Source organism: Arthrobacter sp. T572, assembly GCF_056780115.1.
Genome location: NZ_JBRAZQ010000002.1, coordinates 1,874,597 through 1,895,617 on the forward strand (window position 1 = coordinate 1,874,597; position 21,021 = coordinate 1,895,617).

A 21,021-nucleotide genomic window follows, 5' to 3' on the forward strand; every position below is an offset into this window, starting at 1 on the left:
TCAGCCCAGCAGTCCGGGCACGATCAGCAGGGCCGTTGGCACGGCGAGCAGCAAGGCTGAAACTGCCAGGACCAGTGCCCGGAGCCCCGTGGCGAGTGGCGGCTTGGGGGAGAGGAGGCGGCTGACGCGTGACGCCGTCGTCCGTGGTGAATCGGCCCCGCCGGTGGCGCTGACCGAAGTAGCCTCCACGACGGCGCCGGTTCCGCTGAGTGCCGCCTGGCCGCTGAAGGCTGCATGGCCCGCGGCGGCTGACCGGCCGTCCGGGGCGGGAGCGGCGTTGCCGCTGGACACAATGGCGATCGCCTTGATGAGCGTACCCTTGCTTTCCGTCCTCAGGGCGACATCGTCTGCCAGCATCTCGATGAGCGAGTTGACGGCCGTCTGGGCAAGGCGGGTGGTGGGAAACCAGGGCAGGGCCTGGCGCCATGCTGCGAACGCCCAGAGCAGGAGATCGTGACGCTGGGTGAGGTGGGCGTTTTCGTGAATGAGCACAGCCCGCAGCTCTGCCGGTTCCAGTGCGGCCATCAGGCCATCGGACAGGACGGTGACGGAGCGGGCACCGCCAGGCAGGCAGTACGCGACGGGCGAATCGTGGTTGATGACCACGGTTCCAGGTCCGTCGTCGGACGGAGAGGCCAGGAGGGTGAGGAGTTCCCGGTGCCGCCGGCGCTGGCGCTCGATCTTGTAATACGTCAGAAGGAGGGTGAACACCAGGTGCGCTGTCAGGAGAGCTGCGGCGGAGAGGGCAAACAAGTGCCAGAAACCCAACGCCGTGGTGGGCTCATTGTTGAAGACCATGCCTGCCAGGCTCTTCAGGCCGGCGATCAGGTTATCGCCGATGGGCTCCAGTCCGTACACCAGCATGGCGCCGATCATGGACAGCCCGCCGGCAAGTGCTATGGCCTGCCAGAGGACCATGGCGGTGAAGGGGGAGCGTGCCGGCCACTGCGCGCGCGAGAGCAGGACAGGTACCGGCCACGCCAGGATGATTGCCAGGACCGCCAGGAAGTATGAGGTCCAGAACATAGTGGCTAATTGTAGCCGAGCAGTTTGCGCAGGGTAGCGGCTTCGCTTTCGGAGACGGAACCAATGAAGCGGGCCAGGACTGCCTCCCGGTCAGGGGCGGAGCCCAGGACTTCGTGCATGAGTTCTGCCGTGTGGTCCGCGCGGCTGGAGACTGCCTGGTAGCGGTGCGGCCTGGTGCCGCGCTCGCGTTCCACAAGGCCCTTCTTTTCGAGCCGCGAAAGGACGGTGAGCACGGTGGTGACTGCCAGGTCCTTGCCCTGGTGTCCTTCCGAGCCGTCACCGGCAGCGGAATCCTGCGCCAGGAGGTCGCGCAGCGTGTTGGCGGTTGCAGCCTCCTGGCTTGCCCAGAGCAGATCCATGACTGCCCGTTCCAGTTCCCCAAGACTTGCCATCTGTTCCGTCCCTACCTTCCGCTTCCCGCCGCAGAACCGCAGGCGGGAGGCGATGATTCAACATTCCACGATAAATCTACCGCGTTTCAGCCTTCCATTCTACGCGAGGTAGAACGATCGGCGTGCCGCGGCAGGGAGGGTGGCTCTGGCGGGTGTGTAACGCCACGTGAAGAATGGGCATGTGCCCCCTGCTGATGTTCTACACTGTGTAGAAGAGAGTTTTCTACAGAACGTAGAACTAAGTGCAGGTGCACTTCGGCCGCCGGACTAAGGACAGCCATGGACGCTTTGGAAATCGCACGCTGGCAATTCGGGATCACCACCGTTTACCACTTCATGATGGTGCCGCTCACAATCGGCCTTGGGCTGGTGGTGGCTGTCATCCAGACGATCTGGTACCGGACGGGAAAGCCCGAATATCTCCGCATGACCAAGTTCTGGGGCAAGCTGTTCCTCATCAACTTCATCATGGGAGTTGCCACGGGCATCGTGCAGGAATTCCAGTTCGGCATGGCCTGGAGCGAGTACAGCAGGTTCGTAGGTGATGTCTTCGGGGCCCCGCTGGCCCTTGAGGCGCTCCTGGCCTTCTTTGTGGAGTCCACGTTCCTGGGACTCTGGATCTTCGGCTGGAAGCAGCTCAAGCGGGGGGTGCACCTTGCGTGCCTCTGGATAGCCGTGCTCGGGTCAGTCTTTTCCGCGTACTTCATCATCGTGGCCAACTCCTGGATGCAGCACCCGGTGGGCGTGGAGATGGTGGATGGCAGGCCTGTCATGACCGATGCCTGGGCTGTGTTCACCAACAACACGGCCATGGTGGCCGTGCCGCACACGCTCTTCGGCGCCCTGGGCGTGGCAGGGGCCTTCCTGCTCGGCATCGCCTGGTACCACCTGTGGCGCCGCCGCCATGACGGCATCGACACCGTCGGCGCCGACGGCAAGATGGTCCCCGGGGAAGCTGAGATCCCCGGCCGCGACAAAGCCGACTACTCGGTGTGGATGCGATCCCTCCGCCTGGGCGCCGTCGTGGCGATGATTTCCTTCGCCGGCACCGCCATCACCGGGGACCTGCAGGGCAAGCTCATGTTCGAACAGCAGCCCATGAAAATGGCAGCCGCCGAAGCTGCCTGCCATGACGGCACCGGGTTTTCCGTGCTCAGCGTGGGCAACCTTGGTGCCACCAACTGCGACGACATCGTGGCCGTCATCGAAGTTCCGGGCATCCTCTCCTTCCTGGCGAAAGGCGACTTCACCACCGAGGTCAAAGGCGTCAACAGCCTGCTGGGTGAATACCAGGAGAAATACGGCACGCACCTGCCCGACAACCCCCTCTACGGTGACCGTGCCGGCCAGGAGATCCAGTATGTTCCCGTCATGGAAGTCACCTACTGGGGCTTCCGCATGATGATCGGGTTCGGCGGCATCGCTGCCTTCGCGGCCCTGCTGGCCCTCTGGGTGACTCGCAAGGGAGTGGTGCCCGCGTCCAGGTGGCTCATGCGGCTGGCCGTCTTTGGCATCCTTGCTCCTTTTGGCGCCAACGCCGCAGGTTGGATCTTTACCGAGATGGGCCGCCAACCATTCGTGGTGGCACCCAACCCGGACATGAACGGGATCGACCAGGTCTTCATGTTCACCGCCGCAGCAGTCTCGCCCGGCGTCACGGCGGGGGAGCTCCTGGGCTCCTTGGTGGTGCTGACGGCAATCTACGCCGTCCTCCTTGTGGTGGAAGTAAAGCTGCTGGTCAAGTACGTGCGGGGAGGCGTGGCATCCGCCATGCCGGAACTCGCCCACACCCCAAACAAGCAACGCGACAAGAACGACGACGGCACTCCCGGCGCCGGCGCGGCCGACGATGTCCTGGCCTTTGCCTACTAGGAGCTAAGGAAAACCACCATGGAACTGTTGCCCACCCTTTGGTTCATCGCGATCGCCGTGTTGTGGACCGGCTACCTCTTCCTTGAAGGATTCGACCTCGGTGTCGGCATGCTCATGAAGCTTTTTGCCCGCAACAACACCGACCGCAGGGTCCTGCTCAACACCATCGGCCCGGTGTGGGACGGCAACGAGGTGTGGCTCCTGACGGCGGCCGGTGCCACCTTCGCCGCCTTCCCGCTGTGGTACGCGTCGCTGTTCTCCACCCTGTACCTGCCGCTCCTGTGCGTCCTTGTGGCACTCATCTTCCGTGCGGTGGCCTTCGAATACCGCGGCAAGGTGGACACGGTCCGCTGGCGCAACGGCTGGGACTGGGCGATCGCGCTCGGATCCTTTGTGGCTGCGTTCGGCATCGGCGCTGCCCTGGCCTTGACCACCACGGGCCTGCCGATCAACGCCAACGGAGACCGCGATGGCGGCCCCCTGGACTGGTTCAGCGGCTACGCACTGCTCGGCGGCCTGGGCGTTGTGGCCTTCGCCCTGGTCCACGCACTGGCTTTCCTGGCGCTGAAGACCGACGGCGACGTGCGGTACCGCGCCCGGCGCTGGTTCGTACGGCTGCTTCCGGTGGCGGTCCTTCCCATGCTGGGATGGATGGCCGCAGTTCAGCTCATCAGCGGTGAGTCCTGGACCTGGATCGTTGCCGGGGCGGGTGTGGTGGCCGTGGCCCTTGCCTGGCAACTCGCCCGCAGCGGATTTGAGGGACGCGCCTTTGCCGCCACCGGTGTTTTCGTGGTCTGCGCCACGGCATCGATCTTCGGTGCTTCCTTCCCGGTGGTCATTCCGTCCACCATCGACCCCGCCTTCAACCTGACCATCGCCAACGCCTCATCCTCGGACTACACCCTGGGGCTCATGAGCATCGTCGCCGCGGTAGGACTGCCCCTGGTCATCGCCTACCAGGCCTGGACCTATTGGGTGTTCCGCCGCAGGGTCAGTGCCTCCCACATCCCGGAGGCGCACGGCTTCCTTCCGGCCATCGCGGCCAAGGTACTGGTCTCCAAGGACGGGACCACCCCCGGCACCCCTTCCACGCCGGAAGCCTGAGCGACCCATGAAACCCGCCTTCCCGTCCGGTCCGGCCACCAGGACTGCCCTGTATGTGATCGGGCTGCTCTCCGCTCTGAAAGCCTTGTCTTTGGTGCTCATGGCGCAGGCCGTCGCCGGGATGCTGGCCGGCCTGACGGAGGGTTCCGGCGACTGGAACAGCCTCCTGTTGTGGGGAGCCGGCGGGGCCCTGCTGCGCTCCTTGACGGTCTGGGGGCAGGGGATCGCGGCCCGGCGGGCGGCGCTCGGGGTCAAGGAGGAACTGCGGTCACGGCTCCTGGAACGTGCACTGGACAACGGCGGACCGGCACCCGTGGGAGGAATCAACGACGGCGGCCTGGCCATCCTCGCCACGCGCGGACTGGACGCCCTGGACGACTACTACACCCAGTTTCTCCCGGCACTGGTCAACTGCGCCACCGTCCCGCTGCTCATCGGAGCCAGGATCCTCTTCGCCGACTGGGTCAGTGCCGTGGTGATCGTCCTGACGGTGCCCCTGGTGCCACTGTTCATGGTGATCATCGGCCGGCACACCGAAGACAGCGTCAAAGACGCCCAATCGACACTGCGGAAATTGTCAGGGCACATCCTTGAGCTGTCCAAGGGGCTTCCGGTGCTGGTGGGCCTGGGCCGCGCCGTCGAACAGCGCGCCGCGCTGGAGGAAATTTCCGAACAGTACCGCGTAAAAACGATGGGGACACTCCGCGTTGCGTTCCTCTCGGCCCTCGCCCTGGAACTGATCGCAACCATCTCGGTGGCAGTGGTGGCGGTCTTCATCGGCGTTCGGCTTGTTGACGGAAGCATGCCCCTTGAAGCCGGGCTCCTGGCCTTGATCCTTGCCCCGGACTGCTACCTGCCCCTGCGGGAGCTGGGCACAGCGCACCACGCCAGCGACGACGGCAGGGCCGCGCTCGAAACAACCAACACCGTGCTGGATACACCACCGGCCCGCCCCCTTCCCTCCAGTAACGGCCCGGCACGCCCAACCGGCTCCTCCGCCAGCGGAATCCTGGTGCGCGGCCTGGCGGTGACATACGCCGGTCGGTCAGCTCCCGCCGTCGGGCCCTTGGACTTCACCGCCCCGCTGGGCCAGGTCACCGCCCTGGCCGGCGCAAGCGGCGTCGGCAAGAGCACCGTGCTGGGGGTCCTGGCCGGACTGATCGGCGACGGCGGCGGAACTGCCGTGACCGGCTCTGTAGAGCTCCCGGGACCCGGTACCGCCGTGGCCTGGGTGCCGCAACATCCCGCCATGGTGGCGACCACGGTCAGGGAAGAAGTCGAGCTGTACCTTGAGGGGCTCGCCGCGCCGGACAAGGCAGCAGCCGCTGACAGGGTGCTGCACAAGACCTCCGCCGGCCACCTCGCCGGAAAGCATCCCGCCGAACTCAGCCCGGGAGAGCTGCGCAGGGTCGCGGTGGCCTGTGGCCTTGCCCGCATCGAGGCAGGCACTACCGTCCTGCTCCTCGATGAACCTACGGCACACCTTGACCCGCAGACTGCCGGAGCGGTCCGGCGCGCCATTGAGTCAGTCCGCGGAACAGCAACCGTGGTCCTGGTGGCCCATGACGCGGCAACCCGTGCGCTCGCAGACCACGTGGTCCACCTCGGCGGGAGTTCTTCGCCTGACGTGCCCGCGGCGGCTTCGGCTCCCGGGGGAGCCGCCGCCGGGCTGGAAACGGCGGGTCCCGGCACTACCAAGCCAACCGCGCCGGGAGCAGCGGCTGCACCGGTGGCATCCGCGGCCTGGAGCCTGGACAGCCTTCGGGCTGTCCTGCGCCCCGTCCGGTGGAAGTTTGCAGCCGCTTGCTCCGTGGGAATCCTGGCAGCGCTGTTCGCGGTGGCCCTGTCCGGTTTGTCCGGTTGGCTCATTATCCGCGCCAGTGAGCAGCCCCCTATCCTGTACCTCCTGGGAGCAATCGTCGGGGTGAGGTTCTTTGGAATCGGCCGCGCCGTCCTGCGGTATTGCGAGCGGCTGCTTACCCACGACGCCGTATTTGCCGCCATGACCACACTGCGCGGGACGCTTTGGGCATCGCTCAGCCGCCGGGCATTATCCCTGCGGCGGCTCCTGCGGGGCGGCAACGTCCTGGGCGCGATCATTGACGACGTGGATACCCTGCGGGACCTCCTGCCCCGGGTGGTGCTGCCTCCGTTGACCGCCGTGGGGGTGGCGGTTGCGGCCCTGATCAGTACCGCACTGGTTCTTCCGGCCGCTGTGCCCGCCGTTGCCGTGGCCGCCGCCGCAGGCCTTGTGGTGGCTCCGCTGGCGGCGGTCGTGGCAGACCGCAACGCGGCCCGGTCAGCGCAGCAGCTTCACCAGGAGGTCCTGGGTGATGTCGCGTCCGTGCTGGATTCCCGCGCGGGGCTGGCCGCCAATGGCGTCGCTGCCCCGGTGCTGGCTGCCCTGGGAAGGAAGGACCGGGCTGCCACCGCCGCGGCCCAACGCTCGGCGTGGGCCGAAGGGCTCGGGCAGGCGGTGACGGTCCTTGCCTGTTCCCTGGCCGCGCTTTGGGCGGGCGTCCTGGCCGCGCCGGATGTGCGCAACGGCTCTATGGCACCCGAGCTGGTGGCTGTCATCGTGCTGATGCAGCTTGCCCTCGTTGAACCGTACGCCGGAATCGTGCCGGCACTCCGCCAGGCGCCGGCACTGACCGCCGTCCTGCGACGTGTGGCGGGGTCCGGTGCCCTGGACGCCGGACATGCTGAAGCCTCTGAAGAGTACGACGCCGGGTTGCAGGTTTTACCGGACCGTGATGGTCGGGAGGGACTTGAGTTAAGCGGGCTTGGTGCACGTTGGCCTGGCGGACCGTTGGTCTTCACGGGCGTCTCGGCAACGGCGCAGCCCGGACAATGGCTCGCGGTGACAGGGCCGTCCGGCGCGGGGAAGTCCACCCTGTTGTCCGTGCTGCTGGGGTTCCTCCCCGTCAGCGAAGGGAGCGTAAAACTGACGGGAACTGCTGCCTGGTGCCCCCAGGAAGCGCACCTTTTTGATTCCACCATCCGTGGAAACCTGTTGCTGGCCAGACCGGCGGGCAGTAAGCCCGGTGATGATGAGATGCATCAGGCACTGGCCGACGTTGGCCTGGACGACCTGGTGGCAAAGCTTCCCGGGGGACTGGATGCGCGCATAGGACCCGAAGGCTCGCGGCTGAGCGGCGGTGAGCGGCAGCGGCTGGCCATGGCCCGGACCCTGCTGACAGGTGCCCGCGTCCTCCTGCTCGACGAACCGACAGCCCACCTTGACGCGGACTCGGCCCGGGAGATGATGTCAGCCTTGCGGCGCGGTTTGCGGGAGGTGACGGTGGTGCTGGTGACGCACAATCCCCAGGACATCGATCCTGCCGATGCCAGGCTGGACCTCGCAGGCCCCATCAGCACAGCGGCGCCCGGCGCGGCGGAACTGGCCGGGCGGACGGCCGCTCAGTAGCCTGTTGGCATGCTCTTAGACGGCCACGAACCGATCCTTCCTGACACTGACGCCACAGGACTTCGATGGCGGGCCGCCACCGCCGGGGACCTGCGGAACTGGGCGGACCTGATCGCCCGGACTGCCGCCGTCGAGCATCCTGTCTGGTACGAGAAGCATGGCGACCTGGTCCACGTGCTGGAGTCGGGCAAAAACGATCCGCGCACCCACACACTGCTTGGCCTGGACGAGGGCGGGACAGCCCGTGCCTACGGCCGGATCACCAAGAACCCCGACGGCGACAAAGCCAATGCCATGGCATGCGTTGATCCGGACTGGCAGCACCGGGGCATTGGCTCGGCCGTCCTGGCCTGGCAGGAAGCACTGACCCGGCTCAGGTTCGCGGCCGACGCCGCTGCCGGATACGTGGCCGCCCCGCCCCGCCTGCGGATCAGGACCGAAGAGCAGCACGGCCATCAGTCGGCCTTGTTCACGGCCCGGGGCTACGGGATTGTCCGCTGGTTCAACGAAATGCACCGGCCCCTGTCCGGTCCCGCACCGGAGGCCCGGCTCGATACTGGACTTGAGCTGCGGACCTTCGAACCGGCCTTCCACGAGCTCGCGCGCCTGGCCCACAACGACGCGTTCAGGGACCACTGGGGGAGCGAACCCCGCGACGAGGAATCATGGCGGTTTACGCTGGAGGAACCCACCGCCCGCCCGGATCTGAGCGCCGTGGTCCTGGACGCCGCAACGGGTGAGGTGGCCGGGTACCAGCTCGCAAGCTTTGATCCCGACGCCGCCGCGGACAGGGGCTTCAAAGAGGGCTACACCGAGTTGCTGGGTGTCCGCCGCGGCTACCGTGGCCGTGGCATCGCCCAAGCGCTGCTGGCGGATGCCTTCCGTCGCTTCAGCGGCGCCGGCATGGATGTGGCTTCGCTTGACGTGGATTCGGCCAACCCCACCGGAGCGCTCAAGCTGTACGTGGGGATGGGGTACCAGGCAGTGAACCGCAGCATGACGTGGGAGAAGATGCTTTAGCCGTCCACATCATGGAGATGGTGGACTACATCGTGAAGGAAGTAGCGGGAAAACGTCAGCACTGTAAAGACCGATCCGTTGCTCCGGGTTCCCGTGCGGTTCCATTCGTCCTCCACCACGCGGGCAAAGGACGCTGCGACCTGCTCACCCTCAACGGTAAGTTCCCCGGAAACGGCCTCCGGGTCGGAAGACCCGTAGTCGCCCTCCACGGCGGCCTTGTCCTGGTCCCAGTTATCGAAGGCGGCATCGTCCCGGGTGAGCATGAGGTTCAGCCGTTGGTCGAAAATGCTGAAAACGTCGCGGACATGGCACGCGTACTCCAGGGGTGACCACGTGTGGTCATTGGGCCGGACGGAAGCGTCCTCCCGGCGCAGGACCGCGCGCCACCTGGGGAGCATGCTGAGCACGCTGCCGGGGACCGTCGCAGGAGTCACCGTGGAGGGGTCGAAACCGCACTCGGGGCAGGGCTTCGAGAGGACCCAGGTCCAGTCTTTTTGGTCGGGAATGATCGGCATGCGGCCAGTCTAGGCGAATCGCCGCAAGGGGCGGACGGAAGTACTGAATCGGGTGGCTTTTTCCCATGACGGAGCACCCGCCGCGGAGTAGAGTTCGTCCCGGGGGGGAGAGCCGGAAAGAGAAAATCATGCTCAAGGATCAGCAAGTGGGTGCTGTCTTACCAGCACTGGATCTTGGCCGGGCCCGCGCGTTCTACAGCGAGAAACTCGGTCTGGAACCCGAAAACCCGGACGCCGACGACAACCTTCAGTACAGATGCGGAAACGGTACGGGCTTCTTCATCTACCAAACGCCGAACGCGGGCAGCGCCAAAAATACCCAGATGGGATGGATGGTGGACGACGTCGCTGCCAGTGTCGCGGAGCTGCGGGAAAAGGGTGTCACGTTCGAGGACTACGACCAGCCGGGACTGAAAACGGACAACGGCATCGCCCGGATGCCCGACGGAAGTGCCGCAGCGTGGTTCCTGGACACGGAAGGGAACATACTGAGCATCAACCAGGCCGGCTAGCCCGGCAGGCAGCCGGCAGAGGCTGCCGCACCAGGAGGGCCGGCGACAACTGCGTCGCCGGCCCTCCTGCGTGATCCTCAGGCTTCAGCAGGCTCCCCGGGCCACGCCATGCTTGGCCCGATGGCTTCCACTGGTTGCGACAGCGGCACCCCCGAACCGTCCCTGCGGCCGTGTTCGTGGGGCAACGCCCTGGCCACGCCGGCTGCCGATGACGCTTTGGCAGGCCCATGGCCCGCCCAGGCCAGCAGCAGCGTGTCCTCACCCTTCAGGAAGCGGTGCACGCGCACGCCGCCGGTGGCCCGGCCCTTTGACGGATACTCACCGAAGGCGGTCACTTTCGCCGTACCGGGCGCCGTTCCCGGCAAAGCCCCCTGGGTACCGGCAATGGTGACCACGACGGCGGCAGGATCGTCAGCGCGGACGGCACCGAAGTGGATGACTTCATCGCCGGCGGCCAGTTTGATCCCCGCCATTCCGCCCGCAGTCCGGCCTTGGGGACGGACGCTGGCGGCACTGAACCGAAGCAGCTGGGCCTGCTTGGTCACAAAGACGAGATCGACGTCGTCATCCTGCGCGGGCTCCACCGCCAGGACCGAATCCTTGTCCTTCAACGAGATGATCTCCCAGTCCTCACGGTTGAGCGGGTAATCCGGCTGGACCCGCTTCACCACGCCCTGGGCCGTTCCCAGTGCCAGCACGGCATCCAACGGGACGAAGGCCACCAGGGACTCTCCCTTCAGCAGGGTGATGAACTCCTTGGCAGGAACCCCGCCGGCGAGGTTGGGCAGTCCGCTGACGGGCGGGAGCACCGGCATGTCCATCACCTGCAGGCGAAGCATGCGGCCCAGCGATGTCACGGCTCCGATCTCACCGCGTGCAGTGGTCTTGACGACGGACCGGAAGACATCGTGCTTGGCCCGCGGTCCCGCTTCAGCCAGCGGTTCCTGGTTGGATGTCCTGGCGATCTGTCCGGACACGCTGAGCAAGGCCCAGCAGGGGTCGTCCGGGATCTCCAGCGGAAGCGGCGCCGCCTTGCCCTTGGGGCCCGGCGCGGCGAGGGAAGCAGCCACGGTGGGGGACACGGCTTCGGACTCAAGCAGCACGGTCCGACGGGGAGTGCCGTACTTTTCGGCGATTTCGGCCAGCTCACCGGAGACCAGTTCCCGCAGCAACTGGTCGGACCCGAGGATCGCCTCCAGCGCCTCGATCTCGCGGCGCAGCTCGTCCTGCTCCTTCTCCAGCTCCAGGCGCGAATACTTGGTCAACTGCCGCAGGCGCAGCTCCAGGATGTAATTGGCCTGGATCTCCGTGAGATCGTAAATCGACATCAATCGCTCACGGGCAGCCGAGGCTTCATCCGAGGACCGGATGATCTGGATGACCTCGTCAATGTCCACAATCGCGATCAGCAGGCCCTCCACGAGGTGGAGGCGGTCCTTCTTCTTCCCGAGCCGGAACGAGGTACGGCGGCGGACCACGTTCAGGCGGTGGTCCACGTAGACCTGCAGCAGCTGCAACAGCCCAAGGGTCTGGGGCTGGCCGTCCACCAGGGTGACATTGTTGATGCCGAAGGAGTCCTCCATCGGCGAGTAGCGGTAGAGCTGCTGGAGGACTGCGTTCGGGTTGAAGCCGTTCTTGAGTTCGATCACAAGGCGCAGGCCATGGTTCCGGTCCGTCAGGTCAACGACATCGCTGATACCGGTCAGCTTCTTGGCGTTGACGGCGTCCTTGATCTTTTCGATGACCTTTTCCGGTCCCACCATGTAGGGCAGTTCCGTCACCACCAGCCCGGTACGGCGCGCCGAAAGCTGTTCCACCTCAACCTTGGCCCTGGTCTTGAAAGAGCCACGGCCAGTGGCGTAGGCGTCCCGGATGCCGTCCAGGCCGACGATGCGGCCACCCGTGGGGAGGTCCGGGCCGGGGACGAACTTCATGATGTCGTCCAGGGTTGCCTCGGGATTGGCGATCAGGTGGCGCGCGGCGGCGATGACCTCCACCAGGTTGTGCGGCGCCATGTTGGTGGCCATACCCACCGCGATCCCCGTGGTGCCGTTGACCAACAGGTTGGGAAACGCGGCCGGGAGGACATCCGGCTGGGTCAGCTGGTTGTCGTAATTGGGGACGAAATCCACCACGTCTTCATCGAGGTGGTCGGTCATGGTGAGGGCGGCCGCCGCAAGGCGGGCTTCGGTGTACCGCGGAGCTGCCGGGCCGTCGTCGAGCGAGCCGAAGTTGCCGTGGCCGTCAATCAAAGGCAGCCGCAGGGAGAAGTCCTGCGCCATACGCACCATGGCGTCGTAAATGGCGGCGTCACCGTGCGGGTGCAGCTTGCCCATGACCTCGCCCACTACACGGGCGCTCTTGACGTGGCCGCGGTCCGGGCGCAGGCCCATGTCCGCCATCATGTAGAGGATGCGGCGTTGAACAGGTTTGAGGCCGTCACGGGCATCTGGCAAGGCACGCGAATAAATCACCGAATAGGCGTACTCCAGGAAGGAGCCTTCCATTTCGGAGGTGACATCAATGTCGACGATCGTCTCGGTGAAATCGCCGAGCGGCTCGCCTTTGCGTGCGGAAGTTTGGCTGCGGGCCATGGGGTCGGTGAATCCTTAAAGCTGTACTGCGGATGTTTTGGCTAGGCTAAGCCTATGGTGGAACAGCCCGGCGTCGGCATTTATCCGGAATATTGGGAGGCCGATGTCGTCCTGCGCGACGGCGGAACTGCCCACCTGAGGCCCATCCGCCCCCAGGATGCCGATGCCCTGCAAACCTTCCATGCCGGACAATCGCAAGCCTCCATCTACATGCGGTTCTTCTCTTTCAAGCCCAAGCTGTCCGGCAAGGAAGTCAGGCGCTTCACCGAAGTAGACCACGTTAACCGCGTGGCCTTTGTCATCACCATCGGCGGCGAAATCATGGGTGTTGGCCGCTATGACCGTCTGGACGACCCTGCCGAGGCCGAGGTTGCCTTCAACATCGCCGACGCCCACCAGGGCCGCGGCATCGGCTCGATCCTGCTCGAACACCTGGCCGTCGCCGCCCGCGAGAACGGCATCCGGCGCTTCACGGCAGAGGTCCTGCCCGAGAACCGCAAGATGCTCATGGTGTTCGCCGACGCCGGCTACGACCTCAAACGGCAGTTCGACGACGGTGTGGTGAGCGTCGAGTTCAACATCGATCCCACGGAAAAGTCCCGCGCGGTCATGGAATCCCGCGAGCACCGCGCTGAGGCGCGCAGCGTGCGCGACTTGCTGGCGCCGTCGTCGATCGCCGTCATCGGTGCCAGCCGCAAGTGGGGAACAGTCGGCTACCAACTGCTGGAGCACATCATCGAAGGCGGATTCAACGGGCCCGTGTACGCCGTGAACCCGGAAGCCTTCGAACTGGCCGGCATGATCTCCTTCGCGAAGTTGTCTGAGATCCCCGGACCCGTGCAGCTGGCCATCATCGCGGTGCCCTACGACGAAGTCGCCAAGGTGGTTGAGGACTGCGCCGCCGCGGGAGTCAAGGGAATCGTCGTGGCCACCGCCGGGTTCGCGGACGACGGCGAGCGGGGCCTGTCGCGACAGCATGAACTGGTTCGCCAGGCGCGCGCCAACGGCATGAGGGTCATCGGTCCCGAATCGCTGGGCATCCTGAACACCCACCCGGATGTCTCCCTGAACGCTTCCATGGCACCGTCCATGCCGCCCCGCGGCGGTCTTGGCCTGTTCAGCCAGTCCGCCGCGGTAGGTGTGGCGGTCTACGCCGCCGCCAGCCGTCGCCGCCTCGGCTTATCGTCCTTCCTGTCCGCCGGAAACCGGGCCGATGTCTCCGGCAACGACGCCATGCAGTACTGGGAAGACGACGCCGACACCTCCGCCGTGGGGCTCTACCTCGAATCGATCGGGAACCCGCGCAAATTCTCCCGGCTGGCCCGCCGGCTGTCGCGCAGCAAACCGGTCATCGTGGCAAAATCCGACGTCACCGGCCTACGGCTGCCGCCAGGGCACGAAGTGCGGACCACGCAGGCCCCGGCGGCAGCCGTCGACGCCATGATGCGCCAGGCCGGCGTCATCCGCGTCGACACCATCGAGCAGCTGATGGACATCGCCCAGGTCGTATCGTCCCAGGCCCTGCCCACCGGCCCCGGCGTGGCGGTGTACTCGAACTCCGTCGCCCTCGGGAAAGTGGTCGCCGACAGCGCCGGCCCCCTGGGCCTGGACGTCACCAGGCTCGTGACCGGAGTCGACCTCGACGCCGGGATGTCCTTGGCTCTTCCCGCACTGCGCGCAAGCCTGCAGGAAAGCCTCGCGGACGACTCGGTCAATGCGGTGGTGGCAGCCCTGCTGCCTGCCAGGGGGTTGACGGTGGAGGCCCTTGCGGGCGTCCTGGCAGAATGCGCCGCCCAGGCCGGCAAACCGGTCGTCGCGGCGTTCACCGGGATCCTCGACCCCTCGGTCCAGGTGGAGGGGATGGTGGGGCAACCCGGCAGCCCGCTCCTGCCGTGCTTCTCCAACGCCGGAGCGGCGATCAATGCCCTCGCGGCCATCGTCCGCTACGCCCAATGGCGTGACCGGGACCAGGGACTGGTGGTGGAACCCGAAGGATGCGACGTTGAGGGAACCCGCCAGGCGCTCGCCGCCATGCTTGCCGGCGTCACTGGCGAGAAACTGCGAAAGCTCGACGCCGGTGCTGCCGCCGCCCTGCTGGCCGGCTACGGCATTTCCGTGGTACCCAGCATTGGTTTCGCCACAGCCGACGAAGCCGTGGCTGCGGCCGACAAAGTGGGGTGGCCCGTGGTGCTCAAGGCCACGGACCCAGCCCTGCGGCACCGGCTGGATCTGGGAGGCGTGCGCCTGGACATCCAGGACGCCGGATCCCTGCGCCAAAACATCGCCCGGATGCGCCGTGCTTTGGAACCCTACGGATCGCCGTCGCTGGAAGTGCAGGCCATGGCACCCGTGGGCCAGGCCTGCACTTTCCGGGCCATGGAAGATCCGCTGTTGGGTCCGGTATTGTCCTTCGGCCTTGCCGGCGATGCCGTCAATCTCCTGGACGATTGGTCGCACCGGGTTCCTCCGCTGTTTGCGGCGGACCTCCACGACGTCATCCGCTCGCCCCGCGCTTCCCGTAAATTGTTCGGCTACCAAGGGCTGCCGGCCGTTGATGTCGCGGCCCTGGAAGATATTGCCGCCCGTCTCGCCAAGCTCAAGGACGACCACCCCGGCATCGCGCTCGTGGAGTTCAATCCCGTCCTGGCCGGCCCGGCCGGCGCAACCATCCTGGGCGCGGAGGTCTGGATCGGCAACGCCGCCCAGCGGACGGACAGCGCACGCCGGGCCATGCGCGGGTAGCCCGCCGAACGCCGCCGCGGGCATTCCTGCGGTTAGGAAAGTCGAACGCCGATCTGTGAAAATGGGGGAATGAGCACCCAGTCCCCGACGCCTCAGTCCCGCCCGTCTTCTTCAGGGCACCACGCAGCCCACAACCACAGCTCGCAGGGACAGAGCCTCGACCAGGCCCTTCAGCAGGCCGGTTTCTACCCCCGGCTGGTGGCGGATGTGGTCAATGACGCCCTGGATGGCCGGGACTGCCTGTCACACCTGGTGCATCTGGAAACCCACTTCGACCGCGCCGAGGTCCGCCGCCACATCACCGTCCTGGTCCTGACCGAGGACATGCTGGTGATCACGCACGTGGACGACCAGCAGCTGGACGAGGCCGGCGAGCAAATCGTGGCGCAGATCTCCACGGAGTCGGTGCCGGTGGCCCAGATCCGTTCCGTCGTGCTCAGCTACATGTACGCGCAGCCCCAGGACTACAAGCCATCGGATCCCGTGCGCGAACTGACGCTGTCCATTGCCTGGTCCGGTGGACAGCGTCTGGACATGGGGCCCGCAAGCTGCGGGGATCCCCAGTGCGAGGCGGATCACGGTTACACGGGAACCATCGCCCAGGAAGACATCGTCCTGCGGATCAGCGCCGAGGCCGACGGTCTCCAGGCCGTCCAGGACGCCAAGGTCTTCGCCCGCGCCCTCCGCGCCGTCAATACGGCAAGTCCCACGCCGGTTCCCCACGCCAGCATTCCGGCTCCCCGTCCCCGGTCAGGGGTCTTCAGCAACCGCCTGAGCCGCGGACACCAGCGTTGAGCGGGGCTGCGGGAGCAGACGCCCCGGACACAGTCCAGGACCTCCCGGCGCCTCCGCTGTTCGGCAGCAAGTCGATAGCCGAGGTTTTCACGAGTGCTGCGGCCAGCATGGGAATTTCCGGCTTCACGAACCATCTCAACCTTCCTCCGGCCCAGCGCGTCTGCGTGGTGTTGGCCGATGGCCTGGGCAGGAATCTGCTGAAGCAAAAAGCCCCCCACACGCCGTTCCTGCGCTCAGTGATGGCTGCCGGCCAGGGGAATGTCCCCTCGTGGATTGATTCAGCTTTTCCGAGTACCACGGCCGCTTCCCTGGCGAGCCTGGGCACCGGCCTGCCGGCCGGCCAGCACGGCATGGTGGGCTACGACGTCCTTGACCCGGCCCAGGACAAGGTTGTCAATCTCCTGGGCAACTGGGATTCCTCGGTTGATCCGGCGGCGTGGCAGCCGCACGCCACCGTCTTTGAACAGTTGGCCGAAGAAATTGACGTCGTCACGGTGAGCCTGCCCCAGTTCGGCAACTCGCCCATGACCCAGGCCGCGTTGCGGGGCAGCAGGTTCACGGGCGGCAACTCCCTGCATGCCCGGACCACTGCCGCAGCTGACGCCATGGCCGGTGGAGGCCGCTCGCTCATGTACTTTTACGCCAACGAGCTCGACAAGGCGGGGCACCGTTACGGTTGCCAGTCGGAGCGGTGGGAGCATCAGCTCGAGGAACTTGATGCCACCGTCAAGCGGCTTTCGGCCACGCTGCCGGCCGGAACCACCATCCTGCTGACCGGGGACCACGGCATGCTGGATGTTCCGGCATCGCAGCGGATCGATTACTCGGCCGACGAAAGCCTCGTGGCCGGCGTCCGGCATACAGCTGGAGAGCCCCGCATGGTCCACCTGTATCTGGAACCCGACGCCACCGAAGAACACCGGAACGCCTTGGTCTCGGCCTGGCGGCGCCGGTTCGGGGAACGGATCTGGGTCTTCACTCGCGAGCAGGCCGTCCGGGCGGGATTGTTCGGTGACGTCCACCCGCACGTAGGACCGCGCATCGGTGATGTCATGGTTGCCGCCAGGGACACCCTGGCACTGTTCGACACGCGGCGGGCCAGGCCGGCGTCCCTGGAGGTTGTCGGCCAGCACGGTTCGCTGACCAAAGCGGAGCGGGAAGTTCCCCTGCTGTGCTTGACGGCCGGCGGCAAAAAGGGCAAGCGTGGCTGAACTCGTCTTCTTCTCGGGGACCATGGACTGCGGCAAGTCCACCCTGGCGCTCCAAATGGACCATAACCACCGGGCCAGGGGCCGGGGCGGAGTCAGGTTCAGCTGCAACGACCGCGCCGGCGAATCGACGATCTCCAGCAGGCTTGGCCTCAAGACGGATGCTGTCGAGGTGGAGGCACATACCGACTTTTGGGACGAAGTGGTGGTCCGCCGTACCAGCGGTCTGCGGGTGGACTATCTCATTTGCGATGAAGCCCAGTTCTATTCGGCTGACCAGGTGGAACAACTGGCCCGGCTGGTGGACGAGATGGAGGTGGATGTCTTTGCCTTCGGCATCACCTCGGACTTCCGGACCCGGCTGTTTCCCGGATCGCAGCGCCTGATCGAGCTGGCGGACCGGGTACAGGTACTCCAGGTCGAAGCCCTGTGCTGGTGCGGCCGGCGGGCCACGCAGAATGCACGAACCCTTGACGGCATCATGGTCGTCGAAGGCGAGCAGGTCATGGTGGGGGATGTGTCTTCGGCAGCCCCTGAAACCGAGGGCGAGGCAGGGCGGGAAGCACAGCCGCCGCGGGTCGTCGGCTACGAAACCCTGTGCCGCCGGCATTACATGCGCAGGGTCACTGCCCACGGTGCCAACCTGATGGCGGGCGCCGACCAGACGCTGCCGTTCGATATCGACGCCTGCCTCTGGCCTGGCGCCGGAGACGCACGGCGCTCTTAGTCTCCGCGGGCCCCGAACACGATCTCGTCCCAGCTGGGAATGCTTGAGCGCTTGGGCCTTGAGGGCTGCCGCTCCACCGGGGTGTCATGGTCCTTCGCCGGAGAATCCATCCTGGCGTCGGACTGGTCTTGTCCGGCCGGGCCTGTTGTTGCGCCGTCACCCTCACCGCGTGGCGCCGGCGTCACCGACCCGCCCAGCAATTCATCCAGGCCGGGACGTTGGACCGGGCCAGCGGCCTTGTCCTCGTTCGGTGTTGCCACAGCATCTTCGGGCTTCCGCCCGGCAAGCGTCGTAACCGGCCGCAGGGGGCTTGCAACAACGGTTATCTCGCGGGTTTCGGTGCTGACGCCCTCGTGCAGCCTGAGGGCGTCGTCGCCGTCGTCATCCTGCTCGACGTGCCGCGGCGCCAAGGTGAGGCGGGACAGCATGGACGGCCGGGCGTCCTTGCGCGGTGCCTCCGGCTCAGGGGGAGCAGTGTTGGCCGCTTCCTCGCCGTCCGGGATGCCGGCTGCGTGCTGGTCGTCGTCGCCCGGGCGCGGGTGGGCTGCCGGGACGTTGCTGAGCAGCACCGCCAGGGCGTCGTCACCTTCTTCGTCCACGCCGAGGCGCTGGCCGCGGCGCGACCGCAGCATTTCCAACAGGTTGTCCGATTCCCTGGAAGTCCGCGCGGCCGTCTCAGCGTCCGTTTCGAAGTCGAAAGGCCTGTCCGATACCGCAGCCAGACGACGGGCCGGCACAGGACCGTCCAGGGGTTCAAGCTCACTGAGTTGCTGCGCCCATCGGTTGGCATTCTGCAGCGACTTCCGCTGGGGACTGAAAGTCCACATGGCCGGCGGTTCCTCGCCGATGCTGCCGTGAGCGGCAGCCGCCACCTCAAAACGCGCGACGACGGTCCAGGAACCGTCCGAACGGCGCCACGAATCCCACTCCACGGTGGACGGGTCAACGCCATGGGCGGAGAGCCGGTGGGCGACCATATCGCCAAGCGTCGCAGGGTTGTCGCCGAAAGCGGAGCGATAGGCGTCCTGGCCGGGAGCAGGTGCTGCCACTTCCACATTGCGTGCCTGTTGCGCGACGTATTCACGCTCGGCCAGGACCGGACCTTCGTAGCGCTGCACATTGGACAGGGGGATGCCGGAAAGTTCGGCTACCTCCGCTGCCGTGGCACCGCTGCGGATCCTTGCCTGGATATCCCGGGGGGACATGGCCACGGGGGTGATCCGGGCACGGGCGGCCACCTGGGCGGGCGTCCGGCTGGCAGCAGCACGCAGGGCTTCGTCGATCGGTAGCTGGAACATCGCACCGCCAGGCCCGCTCAAGAGCAGATGCCCGCCGTCGTCGTGGACGCCAACCAGCCGTAGATCCTGCATAACACCCTCCACCACATGGCACAACTGACATTCGAAACTCTGCCACCCGCGCTGCCCTTTTCCTACTAGGAGAAAGGGCGTGCCGTGATATTCCGCTGAAAATGCCGGGAAAGCACCTGGGAGCGGCCGCTGTTGCGGCTATGGACATCACTGGTTCAAGAGAGGACAATCTGGCCGGTACCGGGCACAAATTTCCGGCGCCCGGCGTTACACCCATACACCGGCTTCTGCACGATCACGCAGAAGCCGGAGCCCCATCCGGAGCAAGCGCAGAGGACGAAGAAGGACCATGGCCACGGATTACGATGCCCCTCGAAAGACCGAGGAGGACGTCAGCGAGGACTCCATCGAGGAGCTCAAGACGCGCCAGTCGGGGAAGCAGTCTTCGGCGGTGGATGTGGATGAGACCGACCTGGCCGACGGCTTTGAGCTGCCCGGAGCGGACCTTTCCGGAGAAGAACTGTTGATCCAGGTCATGCCGCCCCAGGCTGACGAGTTCACCTGTTTCAACTGCTTCCTGGTAAAGCACCGCTCACAGATAGCCACGGAACGGGACGGCCACCTGTACTGCACGGAATGTGAGGGCTAGGCGCAGCCGGAAGCCAATGCGGCCACGAGTTCGTCGGGTTTGCGGGACGACGTCAGCCAATACGGTGTTTTGTCCGCCGGGTCAGTGATCTCGATCTTCACGACCGCGTCGATCCAGCCGCGGAAGCACATGTACGCCAACCCGTTGAGGCGGGGACCACGCTCCGCTGTTGCCTCGTCCTTCCTGAACGCCTCAACGGAACCCACGAACCTGCGGTCGATGGTGGCCCGCCCCACCCGCAGGGTATCCCGGGTGACCGTGATGGTCGGCGTTGAAAGCACCAGCAGGGTGGCCATGATAGCCAGGAGGACCAGCGCTGCAATGATTCCCGCTGCCGGACTGATCGGGGAGAACATCAGGATCCCGGCACCCGAAAGTCCCACCACCACGATCCAGACCCATGGGGTCGGCCACAGTTTTTCCGTGAACAGTACCTCGTTGGCGGAGGGGTTGTTCCGGGCAGGCAGGGATGGGGACTGGTCTGGCGAAGGCATGGATCCAGCTTATCCGTACGCGGAGGCCCAAGCCTTCCGGCCACCCGGGAGGCGCCCCGTAGAATGGACAACTGTGACTAACGAGACCGCAGTATTCAGTCAGGACGCCGGCGCAGCCGGCGGCGCCGCCGCCTACGGGAGCCCCACCCTGGAGGTCCAACTGAAGATGCTTGACCCCGGGTTGGAAGCACCCTCGTATGCCCACCCCGGAGACGCCGGTGCGGACCTGCGTGCCAGGGAGGATGTTTACCTGGCCCCCGGCGAGAGGAAGCTCGTGCCCACCGGCGTTTCAGTAGCGCTGCCGGATGGATTCGTTGCCCTGATCCACCCCCGTTCCGGGCTGGCAACCAAGTTCGGCCTGACGGTGGTCAACGCCCCCGGCACCGTGGACGCGGGATACCGGGGCGAGATCGCTGTGACCCTGCTGAATACGGACCAAAAGCACCCCATCGAGCTCAAGCGCGGCGATAGAATTGCCCAAATGGTGATTCAGCGCGTGGAGTATGCGCGCTTCGTCGCTGTTGACCAACTGTCCGACTCCGTGCGCGGCTCGGGCGGCTTCGGCTCCACCGGAGGATTCAACCCACCGGTCGCCTGACAATCCACGGACCACGGAACTGCAGGGTCGCCCCCG

The 21,021-nt window shown here is 66.1% G+C and carries 17 protein-coding genes; 11 read left to right on the forward strand and 6 right to left on the reverse strand.

What is annotated here, in order from left to right; translation table 11 throughout:
• Together ACUYMZ_RS09835 and ACUYMZ_RS09840 are read right to left on the reverse strand one after the other, a co-directional pair.
• Complete coding sequence (locus ACUYMZ_RS09835; protein WP_426007071.1) at positions 1-1,026, reverse strand: M56 family metallopeptidase; 1,026 nt, start codon at positions 1,024-1,026, stop codon at positions 1-3.
• A gap of 5 nt (positions 1,027-1,031) precedes the next feature.
• Positions 1,032-1,418: a BlaI/MecI/CopY family transcriptional regulator gene (locus ACUYMZ_RS09840; RefSeq protein WP_426007073.1), complete on the reverse strand. Its 387-nt coding sequence runs from the start codon at positions 1,416-1,418 to the stop codon at positions 1,032-1,034.
• 279 nt (positions 1,419-1,697) lie between these two features.
• Between ACUYMZ_RS09840 and ACUYMZ_RS09845 the strand changes: the two genes are divergently transcribed.
• The 4 genes from ACUYMZ_RS09845 to ACUYMZ_RS09860 are packed head-to-tail and all read left to right on the forward strand — an operon-like array spanning position 1,698 to position 8,841.
• On the forward strand, positions 1,698-3,290 hold the full coding sequence (locus ACUYMZ_RS09845) for a cytochrome ubiquinol oxidase subunit I (protein WP_481603015.1): 1,593 nt from the start codon (positions 1,698-1,700) through the stop codon (positions 3,288-3,290).
• Between the two features lie 18 nt (positions 3,291-3,308).
• A complete protein-coding gene (gene cydB / locus ACUYMZ_RS09850; protein WP_481603017.1) occupies positions 3,309-4,394 on the forward strand; it encodes a cytochrome d ubiquinol oxidase subunit II in 1,086 nt (361 codons plus the stop codon).
• A 7-nt stretch (positions 4,395-4,401) separates the two neighbouring features.
• Entirely contained in the window at positions 4,402-7,821 is a 3,420-nt protein-coding gene (gene cydD / locus ACUYMZ_RS09855; RefSeq protein ID WP_481603018.1) for a thiol reductant ABC exporter subunit CydD, read from the forward strand.
• 9 nt (positions 7,822-7,830) lie between these two features.
• The gene (locus tag ACUYMZ_RS09860; RefSeq protein WP_481603020.1) at positions 7,831-8,841 is read left to right on the forward strand and encodes a GNAT family N-acetyltransferase; all 1,011 of its coding nucleotides are present in this window, start codon (positions 7,831-7,833) and stop codon (positions 8,839-8,841) included.
• On the opposite strand, the gene ACUYMZ_RS09865 is transcribed toward ACUYMZ_RS09860, so the two are convergent.
• The gene (locus ACUYMZ_RS09865) at positions 8,838-9,356 is read right to left on the reverse strand and encodes a DinB family protein (RefSeq protein WP_426007085.1); all 519 of its coding nucleotides are present in this window, start codon (positions 9,354-9,356) and stop codon (positions 8,838-8,840) included. The genes ACUYMZ_RS09860 and ACUYMZ_RS09865 overlap by 4 nt on opposite strands.
• Before the next feature lie 128 nt (positions 9,357-9,484).
• Between ACUYMZ_RS09865 and ACUYMZ_RS09870 the strand changes: the two genes are divergently transcribed.
• A complete protein-coding gene (locus ACUYMZ_RS09870) occupies positions 9,485-9,868 on the forward strand; it encodes a VOC family protein (RefSeq protein ID WP_426007087.1) in 384 nt (127 codons plus the stop codon).
• A gap of 77 nt (positions 9,869-9,945) precedes the next feature.
• Here ACUYMZ_RS09870 and ACUYMZ_RS09875 read toward each other — a convergent pair whose 3' ends face one another.
• Positions 9,946-12,462: a DNA gyrase/topoisomerase IV subunit A gene (locus ACUYMZ_RS09875; RefSeq protein WP_481603023.1), complete on the reverse strand. Its 2,517-nt coding sequence runs from the start codon at positions 12,460-12,462 to the stop codon at positions 9,946-9,948.
• A gap of 54 nt (positions 12,463-12,516) precedes the next feature.
• On the opposite strand from ACUYMZ_RS09875, the gene ACUYMZ_RS09880 reads away from it, so the two are divergent.
• The 4 genes from ACUYMZ_RS09880 (at position 12,517) to ACUYMZ_RS09895 (ending at position 17,934) form a co-directional block, all read left to right on the forward strand.
• Entirely contained in the window at positions 12,517-15,204 is a 2,688-nt protein-coding gene (locus ACUYMZ_RS09880) for a bifunctional acetate--CoA ligase family protein/GNAT family N-acetyltransferase (protein ID WP_481603025.1), read from the forward strand.
• Between the two features lie 69 nt (positions 15,205-15,273).
• Positions 15,274-15,999, forward strand: coding sequence for a DUF5998 family protein (locus tag ACUYMZ_RS09885; RefSeq protein WP_426007091.1), 726 nt, complete (start codon positions 15,274-15,276; stop codon positions 15,997-15,999).
• Positions 15,996-17,210 carry an alkaline phosphatase family protein gene (locus tag ACUYMZ_RS09890; RefSeq protein WP_481603028.1) on the forward strand — a complete coding sequence of 405 codons (1,215 nt, stop codon included), beginning with the start codon at positions 15,996-15,998 and terminating at the stop codon, positions 17,208-17,210. The genes ACUYMZ_RS09885 and ACUYMZ_RS09890 overlap by 4 nt, the downstream gene beginning before the upstream one ends.
• Positions 17,203-17,934: a thymidine kinase gene (locus ACUYMZ_RS09895; RefSeq protein ID WP_442422838.1), complete on the forward strand. Its 732-nt coding sequence runs from the start codon at positions 17,203-17,205 to the stop codon at positions 17,932-17,934. The genes ACUYMZ_RS09890 and ACUYMZ_RS09895 overlap by 8 nt, the downstream gene beginning before the upstream one ends.
• Here ACUYMZ_RS09895 and sepH read toward each other — a convergent pair.
• Positions 17,931-19,304: a septation protein SepH gene (gene sepH / locus ACUYMZ_RS09900; protein WP_481603031.1), complete on the reverse strand. Its 1,374-nt coding sequence runs from the start codon at positions 19,302-19,304 to the stop codon at positions 17,931-17,933. The two genes, ACUYMZ_RS09895 and sepH, sit on opposite strands and share 4 nt — an antisense overlap.
• Positions 19,305-19,593: 289 nt before the next feature.
• Between sepH and ACUYMZ_RS09905 the strand changes: the two genes are divergently transcribed.
• Positions 19,594-19,893 carry a DUF4193 domain-containing protein gene (locus ACUYMZ_RS09905; protein ID WP_426007097.1) on the forward strand — a complete coding sequence of 100 codons (300 nt, stop codon included), beginning with the start codon at positions 19,594-19,596 and terminating at the stop codon, positions 19,891-19,893.
• Here ACUYMZ_RS09905 and ACUYMZ_RS09910 read toward each other — a convergent pair.
• A complete protein-coding gene (locus ACUYMZ_RS09910) occupies positions 19,890-20,387 on the reverse strand; it encodes a DUF3093 domain-containing protein (RefSeq protein ID WP_481603034.1) in 498 nt (165 codons plus the stop codon). The genes ACUYMZ_RS09905 and ACUYMZ_RS09910 overlap by 4 nt on opposite strands.
• 73 nt (positions 20,388-20,460) lie before the next feature.
• Between ACUYMZ_RS09910 and dut the strand changes: the two genes are divergently transcribed.
• On the forward strand, positions 20,461-20,985 hold the full coding sequence (dut, locus tag ACUYMZ_RS09915; protein ID WP_426007099.1) for a dUTP diphosphatase: 525 nt from the start codon (positions 20,461-20,463) through the stop codon (positions 20,983-20,985).
• Positions 20,986-21,021 lie beyond the last annotated feature (36 nt).